We start from the raw sequence: 13,916 nt of genomic DNA, 5'->3' as shown, positions 1-13,916 counted from the left end.
GGCGAGTCTAGGTTCCGCCGTGGCCGGCGCCCCTGAGGTGCCGCCAGACGGCCTTGGCCGCGTTGTGCCCGGACATGCCGTGGACGCCGGGGCCCGGCGGGGTCGCGGAGGAGCAGAGGAAGACGGCGGGGTGGGGGGTGCGGTACGGCCGCGGGGAGAGGGTGGGGCGCAGGACGAGCTGGAGGCCGCGGGCGGCGCCGCAGGCGATGTCGCCGCCGATGTAGTTGGCGTTGCGGGCGGCGAGTTCCGGGGGGCCGGCGGTGGCGCGGGCGAGGATCCGGTCGCGGAAGCCGGGGGCGAAGCGTTCGAGCTGCCGCTCGACGGCGTCGGTGAGGTCGCCGCGCCAGCCGTGCGGGACGTGCCCGTAGGCCCAGAAGACGTGCTTGCCGTCGGGGGCGCGGGTGGGGTCGACGAGGCTGGGCTGGGCGGTGATGAGGAACGGCGTGTCGGGGGCGGTGCCGGAGGAGGCGAGGCGCAGGGCGGTGCCGATCTCGCGGGCGGTGGGGCCGACCTGGACGGTGCCGGCCCGGCGGGCGGCCTCGGCGGTCCACGGGACGGGCCCGTCGAGCGCGTAGTCGAGTTTGAAGGCGGAGGCGCCGTACCGGTAGTGGGCGTAGTGGTCGCCGAAGCCGGCGATGCGGGCGAGGGCGGTGGGCGAGGTGTCGAAGAGGTAGGCGCGGGCGGGCGGGAGGTCGTCGAGCCGTTTGACCTCGAAGCCGGTGTGGACGGTGCCGCCGAGGTCGGTGAGGTAGCCGGTGAGGGCGTCGGGGATCGCCTGGGAGCCGCCCCGGGGCACCGGCCAGCCGACGGCGTGCGCGGCGAGCGCGAAGACGAGGCCGACGGCGCCGGTGGCGAAGCCGTCGAGGGGGGCGATGGCGTGGCCGACGAGGCCGGCGAGGAGGCCGCGGGCCTTCTCGTCGCGGAAGCGGCGCAGCAGCCAGGAGGCGGGCGGCAGTCCGGCGAGGCCGAAGCGGGCGAGGGTGACCGGGTCGCGGGGCAGGGCGGTCAGGGGCAGGCTCATGAAGTCGGCGGCGAGGGTGTCCCACCGGCCGAGGAAGGGGGCGACGAGACGGCGGTACGCGCCCGCGTCCCGGGGGCCGAAGGAGGCGGCGGTCTCGCCGACGGAGCGGGAGAGGACGGCGGCGGTGCCGTCCTCCCAGGGGTGGGCCATGGGCAGTTCGGGGTGGAGCCACTCCAGGCCGTACCGGTCGAGGGGCATGGTGCGGAAGACGGGGGAGCCCGCGCCGAGCGGGTGGACGGCGGAGCAGGGGTCGTGGCGGAAGCCGGGGAGGGTCAGCTCCTCGGTGCGGGCTCCGCCGCCGACGGTCTCCTTCGCCTCGAAGACGGCCGTGGAGAAGCCGCGCCGGGCCAGCTCCACGGCGGCGGTCAGCCCGTTGGGCCCCGCTCCCACCACGACGGCGTCGAGCAGCGACGTCACCTCGGACTCCTCACGTCGGCCGGCGGTTCGGGAGGGCCAGGATAGGCCCGTGCCCGCCGGCGGGGGCGCGCCGCGTCGGGGAGGCCCCGGTTCCGCTCCGGCGGGCGCGGTACGGGGGCGGTCAGGGCCGGTCCGGGGCGCCGGCCAGGAGGTCGCGGACGCGGGCGGCGGTGGCCGCGTCGCGCGCGGCGGTGAACGGCAGCGCGTTCCCCCCGGTGATCCGGAACGGCTCGCCCGCGACGGTGGTCTGCGCGCCGCCCGCCTCCGCGACCAGCAGGAGTCCGGCCGCGTGGTCCCAGGCGTACTCCCAGGAGAAGGCGACCGCGTCGAGCGCGCCCCGGGCGATCGCCAGGTACTCCAGGCCGGCCGAGCCGCACGGCCGGGGCCGTACGCCCTCGGTGGCCAGGCCGAGCAGGGCCCGCTTCTGGTCGGGGGTGGTGTAGTCGGGGTGCGAGGTGGCGACGGTCAGCTCCGCGCCGGGGGCGGGGGAACCGGAGCGTATCGGCGCGCCGTTCAGGGTCGCGCCGCGGCCCCGGACGGCGACGGCCAGCTCGCCGAGGGCGGGCGCGAAGGTCCAGGAGGCGAGGAGCTCGCCGCGGTGGGCGAGGGCGACCAGGGTGCAGAAGCCCGGGTCGCCGTGGACGAACTGCCGGGTGCCGTCCACCGGGTCGACGATCCAGACGGGCGCGTCGCCGCGCAGCGCCCCGTAGACGGCGGGGTCGGCGTGGACGGCCTCCTCGCCGACCACGACGGAGCCCGGCAGCAGGGCCGTGAGCGTCTTCGTCAGGTGCTCCTCGGCGGCCCGGTCGGCGACCGTCACCAGGTCGTACGGGCCGTTCTTCTCGATGATCTCGTGGTCGGCGAGCTGCCGGAAGCGCGGCGAGATCTCCGCCGCGGCCGCCTCGCGGACCGCCTCCTCCACCTCGGTCGTGCCGCCGTCGAGGACGTGTGCCAGGAACGAATCGATCATGTGTCCAGCTAAGCACGCGGGTCGGACAATCTGTACGGCGCCTCCGCCGCGCGCGAGCGGCCGGGCGCCAACACCCTTCGGCCCCACCCTGACGGTCGGGGTGGGGCCGAAGCCGTTGCACAGGCGCGTGCGGCTCAAGGAGTGAGGAGGTGGACGGCGGGGAGATTCCCGGCCTGTGCCGCGTCCTGGTCGATGCTCAGCCCCGTGTACGCGCCCAGCGCGGTGAACACCAGGGCGGGCAGGCGCGCGCCGTGCTGTTCGTAGAAGGCGGTCACCTCGTCGGCGGTGGCGTCGGGGATGGAGGGGAAGACGGCACCGGCGGCGGTGAGCGTCGTGTCCAACGCCGACTCGCGGCCGGTGGTGGTGCCGAACTCCGCGCGCCGTATCACCTCGTCGCCTTCGACGTGCAGGATCGCGGCGGGCGGGCTGTACAGGTTCCGGCTGGCGCACAGGATCTCTTCGCCCGGGCCGGGCCTCATCGAGGGGACACGGCGGAAGCCGGTTGCCCAGGTCGCGGCATGGTCGTTCTCCAGCACGTACGTCCACTCCCCCTCGCTGCCGTACATCGCGTAGGTGTAGCGGGTGGGATCGTGGCCGGGCGGGGTGGGCCGGCTACGCAGTTCGGCCAGCGGGGTGCGGGCGGCGAGCTGATCGAGGTCGGCCCCGAGGTTGATCAGGAACTCGTCAGGGTCGATGCCTCGGGCGAGAGTGAGGGAAATGCCGCCGCGCATTCCGGGGACGGGCGTGACGGTGTGGGCGTGGGCGCCTATCCAGGTGAGTCCGTTGGCCATGGAGGGGGTCCGTTCGCCGGCGAGGTGGGGTCGAGCTTAGTCGGGTAGCCGGGTCACGTTGCCGTGACCCGGCTACCCGACTTAAGGCGGCCGGAGATCACCGCGCCGGCCGTGCGGCACAGAGGGTCGGGCAGAGGGCGGGCAATCACCTCCCATGGCAGCGGCACCGGCCACCCCGCCGCGAGGAACCCGGACACATCAGACCCTGGTCCCGGAGCGCGACTCCAACCCCGCTGCTAGGGTGAGCCGTTGGTTTCGATCAGGGGTGGGGGACCCATGACGTTCGACGACGAGTGGGCGGCACTCAAGTCCGACGCGCGAGACAGACAGTCGGCGCAGATGAGCCTCAACACGGCTGGGGCCCAGCCCGGTGTTCCGGCATCCGGTACCGATTCCGACCTCGTAGTGCACCGGGACGAGCTGGGCGCGGTCGGTAACGAGGCCTTCCGGATCCACGGCGAGCTGCGGAAGCGTGCTGACGTGGCGGGTGCCGGTGCCGACAAGGCCGGCGCGGGGACCACTGCGCGGGCTGCGGCGGAGTTGCAGGGTCACAACTTCAGCGCGGGTGGCGAGTTGTACACCACGCTCGAAGTCTGGACTTCGCAGGTGAAGACAGTTCTACAGATGTTCGCGCATATCTCCAACCACCTGGACTACTCGAAGAAGTCGCACGCCAACGACGACGTGGAGATCGCCGCCACGCTGAGAGGACGGGACGGCTCCGCGGTGCCGGTGTCGGAGTTGCAGAAGTACGTGAAGTGATCAGAGGGAACGGGACAGCATGGGGGCGTTCTCGTACACGGATCTGATGGAAGCCGACCTGGACAAACTGAGCTCGGCGGCCGAGGACTGGTCCTCGACGGCGGCCGGTCTGAAAAGGTTGATGACCGAGGTCTACAGCGGTCTCCTGCAGTTGTCCGACGGGGCCGACTGGGCTGGGCTGAATGCGACCGTCACCAAGGAGTTCGTCCGCAAGTCGGTCAAGGAGGTCGCGGATCTCCAGATGGAGGCGCAGAGCATCGCGTCAGTCCTCCGGGACGGGCACGCCGAGCTGAAGCAGGTGCAGAAGCGTGCTCGCGAGCTTTCCGCGGAAGCCCGCAAGGGTGATCCTGGCCGTTCGGCGGGCCCGGATCCGGGGCTGTTGGTGTCGGATGGTCCCCACGGGACAGTGAAGGTCATGGAGGCCTTCTGCGGTGTGGAGGGCACGTCCCAGCGGACCAAGGATCTGATGCGGTGGTACGCCGATACCCTCACGGGTCTGGTGGCGCACGCGGCCGAGATCGACGCCGCCGTGACCCGGGCGCTGAAGCGAAGCCACGGCGGCGACCCGCACAACGCGGGGCACGCGACGTACACGTCGCTCGACGAGGACCAACTCCCCCGCGCCACCAAGCTCGCCTCCCTCGGGGGCGATGCGAACACGGCGCAGCGGGCCGAGCTGCGGCGGCTGTGGACATCGCTGAGTCCTCAGGCTCGTGCGGAGTTGTGGACCGGGCACAGGGACGGCCTTCTCGCGGCGGGACTGCTCGCTCCGACCATCAAGAAGGCCGCCCCCGACCGGGGCTCCGGGCCCCACGGTGTCGAAGATCCGGGAGCCGAGGAGCGCAGGACCCGGGAGAAGATGAACCTGATCGCCGAGGCCGCCGACTGGAAGGGCGACAACGACGCCGCGCGGCACATGGCGCACTACCTCGGGAACAGCGGGACGGACATGGAGCTGCCCGTCGACAAAATGATGTCGGACGTGCCCGGCTTCAACGCGCACATCGAGGACGGCATCAGGGAACATCAGGCGGCTTGGCGCGACGACGCTCTCGCGGAGTTCCGGTGCAATGGCGGACAACCCGTCTCGATGCCGGTGGAGACCGAAAACCGGGACTTCTCCTTCACGCGGGACGTGGACAACAACTGGTTCTACGCAGTCGGGTCCACCCGGTCGAACGTGACCGGGGTGGTCACCGTCATAGCGGACGAGAACGGGCAGCCCAAGGTCGGTCTCGACTACCAGGCCAACGCCTGGGACCGCTACAACTGGGACGAGAGCAAAGGCGTGACCATCGATCTCCCGTGGGGCGGCGAAATGAGCATTCCGGACGGTCAGATGGCCCGCCTCCACACCACGGGCATCGCCCAGGAGTTCGACATGGCGGGCAGCAGCTCCGTCAAACACTACGATCTGGGCGGACCCGCCCCGAACCAGGGATCTCTGCCACAGCCGGACCAACCGGGCCGCGAGGGCGACCGGACGGATCCGGGTCGTGAGCAGCAGGAAGCGCGATAGAGGATCACGGATGGACACCTCCCCCCGGCCCGCTGCCGACACCCGGCCCCTGCGCCGCCGTCGTGTGCCGGTCGCAGTCGTCGTCGTTGCGGTTCTCCTCGGCTGCGTCGCCACCGCGATCGGTGTGGTGTCCTGGGTCGCCGATGACGTGTCGTCGGATCTGACGGACCAGGAAATGACGTGTTGCTGGGAAGAAGGGGCCACGCCCGCCTGGATGAGCGACCAGCTCGGTATCCGCATTCCGGAGGGAGCCTCGGACCGGCGGTCGGGCTACAAGACCGGCCAGCGTTACGACACCGGCCTGCTCGCCTTCGTCCTGCCGAGCGAGGACGCGGAGCGGTACACAGGCAGACTCATCCGGAGCGGCACCGAGATGATCGGGAACCTGCACCCCGAGGAGAAGGGCTACCGGCCCGCCGCCGCCTTTGGTCACCTCGGACTGCCCGAACCCGAGACACTCGTCCAGGGCCTCCGGAAGGCCAGCCTGTGCCCGGACGACCTGGCGTCCCCGGAGGGCAAATACCTCCAGCGCTGCGTCGACATCTTCGCCCATGAGTTCACACCCGGCACCACGCGGATCTACGTCCGGTCGACCATCGAGCCGTCCCTCACGCCTCCACCCGCGAGCAGCGCTCCGTAAGCCGTTGCGCGGGCATCGCAGAAAGGCCGGCGGAACCCCTGCTCCGTACCGCTGTCACCCCCAGGAGCACGGGCGCGGCCAGGACGACGGCGTCTGAGCGCACTGCGGCCGAGTGGGAGCGGGTGCGGTTGGTGCCGCCGATCCCGGCGCACTCGGGGTGGCGCGGAGCGCTGCCCCGCCCCGCCGGCCGGCTCGCCGGAAGCCTGCTCGTCATCGCCGCACGCCCGATCCGGCCGAGCATCACCGACAAGGACACCGCCCCCTACGACCCGCTCCTGGTCGGCGGCGCTCTCACCATCCTGCTCTCGGTCGCCGCGGCATCGCTCGCGGCAGTCCTGACCACGCGTTACCCGGCAGGCGTGCCCGCACGCACGCCTATGGACTCCGGTGCTCTGCGGCCTGGCCGCCGTCAAGATCGCCGTCGCCATGGCCTTCCAGGACGACGAACTCATCTCCTCCAACGGGATGCGACGGTCCACGGCTGGTGCGAGGGCCACATCCAAGGTGAGGACGAGTGCCCCGGATGCGACTTCCGGGGCGGACTGCCGAAGAACACCCGGCGCGGCTGACCACCTTGAACGCCGAGGGGCGCCACCGACGTATCGGTGGCGCCCCTCGGCGTTTTACCTCTCGCTCGTCCACTTCAGGCAGATGCCCGCGAAGGCACCGTCGAGGGTCTGTCGAACGAATGGTGCAACTGGGGTTGTTAACGGAGTGAACTCCTCCCAGGCGTTCTCCCGCAGTCGGACGATCACCGGATACTTCTCGCCCCGCGCTCCGGTGAACTCCGCGAAGCGTTCCAGCGCGGCTTCCAGACCCACGAGAACCGCATCAGCGCCCTGGAACCCGGACGCAGTAGCATCCGGGACCGATCGGCGGGCGGGGCGGGAGCCCTCCGCTCCCTTGGGGGCAGGAAGAAGATGCCGAACTTCCCAACTTCCCAGGTCGGAGATGCCCTCCGCATCCACGCGCCAGGGAATTTTCAGGAACTTTCAGTGTTGTCCAAGGGGCTTTCCGCCGCCTCATGCGGCAAGCCTCCGAAAGATCGGTTTCACCCTTCTACCAAGAGAGCACCAGGCGGGCAGGCACGCTCGCGGGGCACTGTTGCCGGCAGCTCTTCCATCTCCCCATGAGGGCATGACCTGGAGCGCGATGCACAATATGCACACCACTGTCCGAATTCCGAGGCCGCGAGGACCAGGGTCCCCGCCACTCGCTGGAAGGGAACGAAACGGTGCACGGTGAGTACAAGGTTCCCGGCGGCAAGCTCGTCGTCGTCGATCTGGATGTCGAGGAGGGCCTGTTGCGCCGCGTGCGCGTCGCGGGTGACTTCTTCCTGGAGCCCGACGAGGCGATCGAGGCGATCGACGGGGCGCTGGAGGGCGCGCCCGCCGACACCGACGCGGCCGGGCTCGCCGCCCGGATCGACGCGGCGCTGCCACCGGGCACCCGGATGTTCGGGCTGACCAGCGAGGGCGTCGGGGTCGCGGTCCGGCGGGCGCTGGCGCACGCCACCGACTGGACGGACTACGCCTGGCAGCTGATCCACGAGCCGCCGCAGGCGCCCGCCCTGCACATGGCGCTGGACGAGGTCCTCACCGCCGAGGTGGCGGCGGGCCGCCGCCCGCCGACCCTGCGGGTCTGGGAGTGGGGCGCGCCCGCCGTCGTCATCGGCAGCTTCCAGTCGCTGCGCAACGAGGTGGACCCGGAGGCGGCCGGGCGGCACGGCGTGCAGGTGGTGCGCCGGATCAGCGGCGGCGGCGCCATGTTCATCGAGCCGGGCAACACCATCACGTACTCGCTCTCGGTCCCCGACGCCCTGGTGCAGGGTCTGTCCTTCGCCGACAGTTACGCCTACCTGGACGACTGGGTGCTGGGCGCGCTCGGCGACATGGGCGTCAAGGCGTGGTACCAGCCGCTCAACGACATCGCGACCGACGCCGGGAAGATCGCGGGCGCGGCGCAGAAGCGGATGGTGGGCGGCGCGGGCGCGGTGCTGCACCACGTGACGATGGCGTACGACATCGACGCGGACAAGATGACCGAGGTGCTGCGGATCGGCCGGGAGAAGCTGTCCGACAAGGGCACCAGGAGCGCGAAGAAGCGCGTGGACCCGCTGCGGCGGCAGACCGGGCTGCCGCGCGAGGCGGTCATCGAGCGGATGATCGCCTCCTTCCGGGAGCGGTACGGCCTGGCGGAGGGCCGGGTCACGGCGGAGGAGCGGGCGCTGGCCGAGGAGTTGGCGCGGAGCAAGTTCGCGACGCCGGAGTGGACCGCCCGGGTGCCGTGACCCCCCGTCCCCCCTGACGGGTGACCCTCCCGCGTGCCGGTCGTTGACGTCGTGGACAGCGCGTCGACGGGTACGGAGGGCACAGTGGGACGGGCGAGAGGACTGGCGGCCGCGCTCGCGGGGACGCTCCTGGCGGCGTCGCCGGTGACGGCCGGCGAGGCGGGGGCGGTCGTCGGGGGCCGGGAGGCGGCCCCGGGGGCGTACCCCTACGCGGTGGCGCTGGTGGACGTGGCGCGGCAGCGGCAGTTCTGCGGCGGGGTGCTGGTCGGTCCCCGGCACGTGCTGACGGCCGCGCACTGCCTGACGGGGTCGTACGCGGACACCGGGCGGGTCGCGGTGCTGCTGGGCGAGCACGACCTGGGCTCGGCGACCGAGTCGCGGTACGCGCGGACGGTGCGCCCGGCCCGGTTCACGACGCACCCGGACTACGACCCGGCCACCCAGCGCGACGACCTGGCGGTGATCACCCTGCCGGCCCCGGTGCGGACGGACGCCGGGGTGCGGCCCGTCGCGCTGCCCGCCGCTGACGAAACGTTCGCTCGGACCCGGCTGGAGGCGGTCGGCTGGGGCGCCACCGGGTACGGCGAGGGCTCCTCCCCCGTGCTGCGGACGGTCACCCTCGACACCCTGACCAACGCGGAGTGCGCGCGGCGCGGCGTCGGCGGCCTCACCCGGGCGCAGCTCTGCACCTGGACCCCCGGCCGCGACACCTGTGTGTACGACTCCGGCGGCCCGCTGGTCCACCGCGACGCCGCCGGGCGCCCGGTGCTGGCCGCCCTCGTCTCGTACGGCCGGGGCTGCGCCACCGACAGTCCGGCGGTCAACACCCGGATCACCGCCCACCTGCCCTGGATCGCCCGGGTCACGGGGCTCCGCCCGAAGGGGTGAGAGGAAACGCGAACGGGCCGTGACCGCCGGTCTTCACCGGTGGGCACGGCCCGTCTGCTGGTGTCCGAGGGGGGACTTGAACCCCCACGCCCGATAAAGGGCACTAGCACCTCAAGCTAGCGCGTCTGCCATTCCGCCACCCGGACAAGGTGTGTGTCGTCCGCCGGTGTTCCCCGCGGCGACAGACATCAATCTACCAGGTGTTCGAGGTGGTTCTCACCCGCGTTTGCGGTGGTCAGGGCGGGCGCCGGGCCGTGCGGACGGGCGGCGGCGCGGGCGGGTGCCGGGGGCGGCGGTGGTCGCCGGGGGCGGAGCGGGGATCCGGGTGGCCGAAGGGCGCTGCCGAGGGGCCGGGCGCGCCGTCCCGGGTGGGGTGCGGAAACGGCCAATGGTGGGGAAGGCCGCCCTCCGGAAGGGTCCGGGGGGCCGGATCGCGGGCGCCGGAAGGGGTGTCGGGCCGGGCCGTCGCGGAAGGATCGTCCGGCGGTCACGCGCCCGTCACACACCCATCGCCGCCCCATCGCACGACCGCGCCCCGGCGTGGCCGGAAAGCGGCGGGATCGGGGCCGTACCGCCTCGTGGGCTTTGATCGCCTCCTTCCCGGCCTCCCATACTGCGCTGGCCGGCGGCGGGCGCTCCCCGCGTCCCCCGGCCGGAAAGAGACCACTCCACCCCGAATCCCGAGCTCCTGGGGGAGACTTGCGCGCACATGTGAAGAGGGCGGGCGCCCTCGCCGCCGCGGCGGCCACGACCGTGGCCCTGCTGGCGGGCACGACCGGCCCGGCGGGGGCGGTCACCGCCGCCGCCCCGGCCGTACCGGACGCCTTCCGCTCCGGCGGCGACCAGCGGATCCCGCTCGTCACCGGCGACCGCGTGGTGGTGAACGCCGCCGGCCGGATGGTCCGCTTCGAGGCCGCCGCCGGCCGCGAGCGGATACCCGTCCAGATCGAACGCGTCGGGGACAGCACCCTGGTGGTGCCCGCCGACGCGCGGCGGCTGATCGCGGCGGGCCGCCTCGACCAGCGCCTCTTCGACCTGAAGGTGCTCGCCGACCCGCGGCTGCGCGCCAGCCACCGCGACGGGCTCAAGCTGATCGTGCAGTACGCGGGCGCCGCCGCCGGTGCGCGGGCCGAGGTCCGCGCCGCCGGGGACACCCGGGTGCGGCGCGTCTTCCCGACCCTCGGCGCCGAGGCCCTCAGCGCCTCCCCCGACGACACGGCCCGGATGTGGGAGGCGCTGACCGAACCGGCCCGCGCCGGGGCGCGGACCGTCGCGCCCGGCATCTCCAGGGTGTGGCTCGACGGGGTGCGCGCGGCGAGCCTGGACCGCAGCGTCCGGCAGATCGGCGCCGACCGCGCCCAGGCCGCCGGTTACGACGGCACCGGCGTCACCATCGCCGTCCTCGACACCGGCGTGGACAAGACCCACGAGGACCTGAGGACCCAGGTGGTGGGCGAGAAGAACTTCTCCGGCTCCCCCGACGCGGTGGACCGGGTCGGGCACGGCACGCACGTCGCCTCGATCGCCGCCGGGACCGGCGCCCGGTCGGACGGCCGGTACAAGGGCGTCGCCCCCGGCGCCCGGGTGATCAGCGGCAAGGTCCTCGACGACGACGGCTACGGCGACGACTCGGCCGTCATCGCGGGCATGGAGTGGGCCGCCGCCGAGGGGGCCGACGTGGTCAACCTCAGCCTCGGCAGCCCGGACAGCCCCGGCGTCGACCCGGTCGAGGAGACCGTCAACCGGCTCACCGCCGCGAAGGGCGTCCTCTTCGCCGTCGCGGCGGGCAACGAGGGCGAGTCCGGCCCGTCGAGCGTCGGCTCGCCGGGCAGCGCGGACGCCGCCCTGACCGTCGGCGCCGTCGACTCCGCCGACCGGCTCGCCCCCTTCTCCAGCACCGGCCCGCGCGCCGGGGACGGCGCCGTCAAGCCGGACCTGACCGCGCCCGGCGTCGCCATCACCGCCGCGGCCGCCGCGGGCAGCGCCCTCGACACCCGGCCCGGCGTCCCGCACCCGGCGCCCGGCTACCTCCAGATCGACGGCACCTCGATGGCGACCCCGCACGTCGCCGGCGCCGCCGCGATCCTCAAGCAGCGGTACCCGGCGTGGAAGGCCGCCGAGCTGAAGGGCGCGCTCACCGGCTCCACCGTCGACAGCGCCGGACTGACCGCCTTCCAGCAGGGCACCGGCCGGGTCCGGGTCGACAAGGCGCTGGAGCAGACGGTCATCGCCGAGCCCGCCTCGCTGAACTTCGGCACCGCCCTGTGGCCGCACGCCGACGACGAGCCCGGCACCCGGAAGGTGACGTACCGCAACCTCGGCACCGGCGACGTCACGCTCGACCTGGCCGTGTCCGGACTGGACCCCGAGGGCAGGCCGGTCCCGGCCGGGTTCTTCGCGCTCGGCGCGCCGAAGGTGACCGTCCCGGCGGGCGGCACCGCCACCGTGGACCTGGTCGCCGACACCCGCGTCGGCACGGCCGACGGCACCTACACCGGGTACGTGACCGCCACCGGCGCGGGCCTGTCCGTCCGCACCGCCGCCGTGGCCGTGCGCGAGGCCGAGTCGTACGACATCACCCTGCGGACCCTCGGCCGGAACGGCTCCGACTCCCCCTCCTACGCGACCACGCTGATCGGCACCGGCGGCCCGGCCGCGGGCTTCCAGGCCCGGATCGACCAGCCCGGCGCCCAGAAGCTCCGCGTCCCCAAGGGCTCGTACACCCTGAGCACGGCCGTCTACGAGGACCCCTCGGACTACGCCAAGGGCACCGACTGGATCTCCCAGCCCTCCCTGGAGGTCACCGGCGACACCACCGTCACCTCCGACGCCCGCACCGCGAAGCCGGTCGACCTGACCGTGCCCGGCATCGACCGGGCGGACTACGGCGGCTCGTACCAGGAGCGCGAGACCCCCATCGGCCGGGTCGGCAACGGCTGGGTGCTGCGCGGCTTCACCGGCTTCCGCACCGCCCACATGGGCCCGGCCGTCACCGACGGCTCCCTCCTCCAGACCTGGGACGCGCACTTCCTGAAGGACGCCACCAGCCAGTACTCGGTGGCCTTCGGCGGCAGGACCGAGCGGGCCGCGACCGGCTACACCCGGCACGTGAAGGCCAACGAGCTGGCCGTCCTCAAGGTGGGCCTCGGCGCCTCCGCGCCCGGCAAGTCCGCGTACGTCTCCCCCTTCGCGCACCTGCCCGGCGCCCCCGAGGGCAACGGCTTCACCGCGCCGCAGCCCGCCCCGGGCACCCGCACTTTCTACGTCTCCACCGCCGACCAGGTCACCTGGGCCACCAAGTTCGAGCAGGCGGGCGCCGAGGACGAGTGGGGCTGGCCGGCCTTCGAGGGCTCCCTCGCCACGCTCCGGCCCCGGCGGTACGAGGCGGGCCGCACCTACCGGGAGACCTTCAACACCGGCGTCTTCGGCCCGCTCCTCGGCGAGGGCATGGGCGTCTTCCGCTCCGCCCCCGACCCGGCCACCGGCGTCCAGCTGATCACCGGCGCGCTGCCGCTGCTCGCCGACGGCCAGGGCCACGCGGGCATCACGGTCTACGGCCCCGCCACCACCACGCTGTACCGCGACGGCGTCAAGGTCGCCGAGAACGACGACGCGCTGACCGGCGAGAAGTCCTTCGAGGTCGGCGCCGGTGAGGCCGAGTACCGGCTGACGACCTCCGTGGAGCGGCCGGCCGTCGTCGGCGCCGCGACCGGCCGGGTCGAGACCTCCTTCACCTTCCGCTCCGGCCAGGTCGCGGCCACCACCGCGCTGCCGGTCTCCACGGTCCGCTTCGCGGCCCCGGTGGACCTCTCCTCGCGCGCCCCGGCGGGCACCCTCGCCCCGGTGGGGGTCACCGTGCAGGGCGCCGCGGCCGGAGCGGGCCTCAAGTCCCTCTCCGTGTCGGTCAGCCACGACGACGGGAAGACCTGGAAGGCGGCCCCGGTCCGGGGCGGCGTGATCCTGGTGCGCAACCCGGCGAAGGACGCCGCGGTCTCGCTCCGGGCGACGGTCACGGACAAGCGGGGCAACGTCTCGACGGTGACGCTCCACCGGGCGTGGTCCGGCAAGTGAGCCCCGTACGGGCATGAGCGGTGACGGGCCCGGCACCTCCCCCGGCGGGAGGTGCCGGGCCCCCTCAGGTGCGGGGGAGGCCGTAGGTGCGGGGGAGGTCGTCCTCCGCCAGGCCCGCCACCATCGCGTGGGCCAGGGTCGCCGTGTGACTCAGGGAGATCAGCCAGGAGGCCACGCCCGCCCCGGCCGCGAGCCGCGCGGCACGGCCCGTCAGCCGGAGGGACGGGGCTCCGGTCGGGGCCCGCAGGACCTCGATCTCGGTGAGGACGGAGCCCGTGAGGCCCACCCCGAGGGCCTTCAGCACCGCCTCCTTGGCCGCGAAGCGGACCGCGTACCGCTCGGCCGGGTCCGCCGGGACCTCGCAGTAGGCCCGCTCGCCGGGCGTGAACACCCGGGCCGCGAAGGCCGGCCGCCGGGCCAGCACCCCGCGCAGCTCCGCCACGTCCGCCAGGTCCGTACCCACGCACACCACCCGGCGGCCGAGCAGCCCCGCCGCCCAGGCCGCGCCGTCCGCCGTGCCGGGCTCCGCGCCCCCGCCCGCCGCCAC

The 13,916-nt window shown here is 73.5% G+C and carries 10 protein-coding genes and 1 tRNA gene; 6 read left to right on the top strand and 5 right to left on the bottom strand.

The window, feature by feature from the left end:
• Positions 1-7: 7 nt before the first annotated feature.
• From IE219_RS09280 to IE219_RS09270, 3 genes are all read right to left on the bottom strand, one after another.
• Positions 8-1,438, bottom strand: a complete 1,431-nt coding sequence (locus IE219_RS09280) for a phytoene desaturase family protein (protein ID WP_189976115.1) — start codon at positions 1,436-1,438, stop codon at positions 8-10.
• Positions 1,439-1,559: 121 nt separating this feature from the next.
• Complete coding sequence (locus tag IE219_RS09275; RefSeq protein ID WP_189976114.1) at positions 1,560-2,408, bottom strand: inositol monophosphatase family protein; 849 nt, start codon at positions 2,406-2,408, stop codon at positions 1,560-1,562.
• A 134-nt stretch (positions 2,409-2,542) separates the two neighbouring features.
• Positions 2,543-3,199 carry a hypothetical protein gene (locus IE219_RS09270; RefSeq protein ID WP_189976113.1) on the bottom strand — a complete coding sequence of 219 codons (657 nt, stop codon included), beginning with the start codon at positions 3,197-3,199 and terminating at the stop codon, positions 2,543-2,545.
• A 276-nt stretch (positions 3,200-3,475) separates the two neighbouring features.
• On the opposite strand from IE219_RS09270, the gene IE219_RS09265 reads away from it, so the two are divergent.
• From IE219_RS09265 to IE219_RS09245, 5 genes are all read left to right on the top strand, one after another.
• The gene (locus IE219_RS09265) at positions 3,476-3,961 is read left to right on the top strand and encodes a hypothetical protein (protein ID WP_189976112.1); all 486 of its coding nucleotides are present in this window, start codon (positions 3,476-3,478) and stop codon (positions 3,959-3,961) included.
• A gap of 46 nt (positions 3,962-4,007) precedes the next feature.
• Complete coding sequence (locus IE219_RS09260; protein WP_229849677.1) at positions 4,008-5,480, top strand: hypothetical protein; 1,473 nt, start codon at positions 4,008-4,010, stop codon at positions 5,478-5,480.
• Positions 5,481-5,490: 10 nt separating this feature from the next.
• Positions 5,491-6,120: a hypothetical protein gene (locus IE219_RS09255; RefSeq protein ID WP_229849676.1), complete on the top strand. Its 630-nt coding sequence runs from the start codon at positions 5,491-5,493 to the stop codon at positions 6,118-6,120.
• 1,234 nt (positions 6,121-7,354) lie between these two features.
• On the top strand, positions 7,355-8,410 hold the full coding sequence (lplAB, locus tag IE219_RS09250) for a lipoate-protein ligase LplAB (protein ID WP_189976110.1): 1,056 nt from the start codon (positions 7,355-7,357) through the stop codon (positions 8,408-8,410).
• A gap of 84 nt (positions 8,411-8,494) precedes the next feature.
• The gene (locus IE219_RS09245; protein WP_189976109.1) at positions 8,495-9,298 is read left to right on the top strand and encodes a serine protease; all 804 of its coding nucleotides are present in this window, start codon (positions 8,495-8,497) and stop codon (positions 9,296-9,298) included.
• A gap of 58 nt (positions 9,299-9,356) precedes the next feature.
• Here the strand turns inward: IE219_RS09245 and IE219_RS09240 are convergent.
• Positions 9,357-9,444: transfer RNA gene (locus IE219_RS09240), tRNA-Leu, on the bottom strand.
• Positions 9,445-9,997: 553 nt separating this feature from the next.
• On the opposite strand from IE219_RS09240, the gene IE219_RS09235 reads away from it, so the two are divergent.
• The gene (locus IE219_RS09235) at positions 9,998-13,369 is read left to right on the top strand and encodes a S8 family peptidase (protein ID WP_229849675.1); all 3,372 of its coding nucleotides are present in this window, start codon (positions 9,998-10,000) and stop codon (positions 13,367-13,369) included.
• A 64-nt stretch (positions 13,370-13,433) separates the two neighbouring features.
• Here the strand turns inward: IE219_RS09235 and IE219_RS09230 are convergent, their stop codons facing one another.
• Entirely contained in the window at positions 13,434-13,916 is a 483-nt protein-coding gene (locus tag IE219_RS09230; RefSeq protein WP_189976108.1) for a holo-ACP synthase, read from the bottom strand.

The organism is Streptomyces termitum (assembly GCF_014650175.1).
GTDB lineage: Bacteria > Actinomycetota > Actinomycetes > Streptomycetales > Streptomycetaceae > Streptomyces > Streptomyces termitum.
This window is presented reverse-complemented; position numbering and strand designations above follow the sequence as displayed.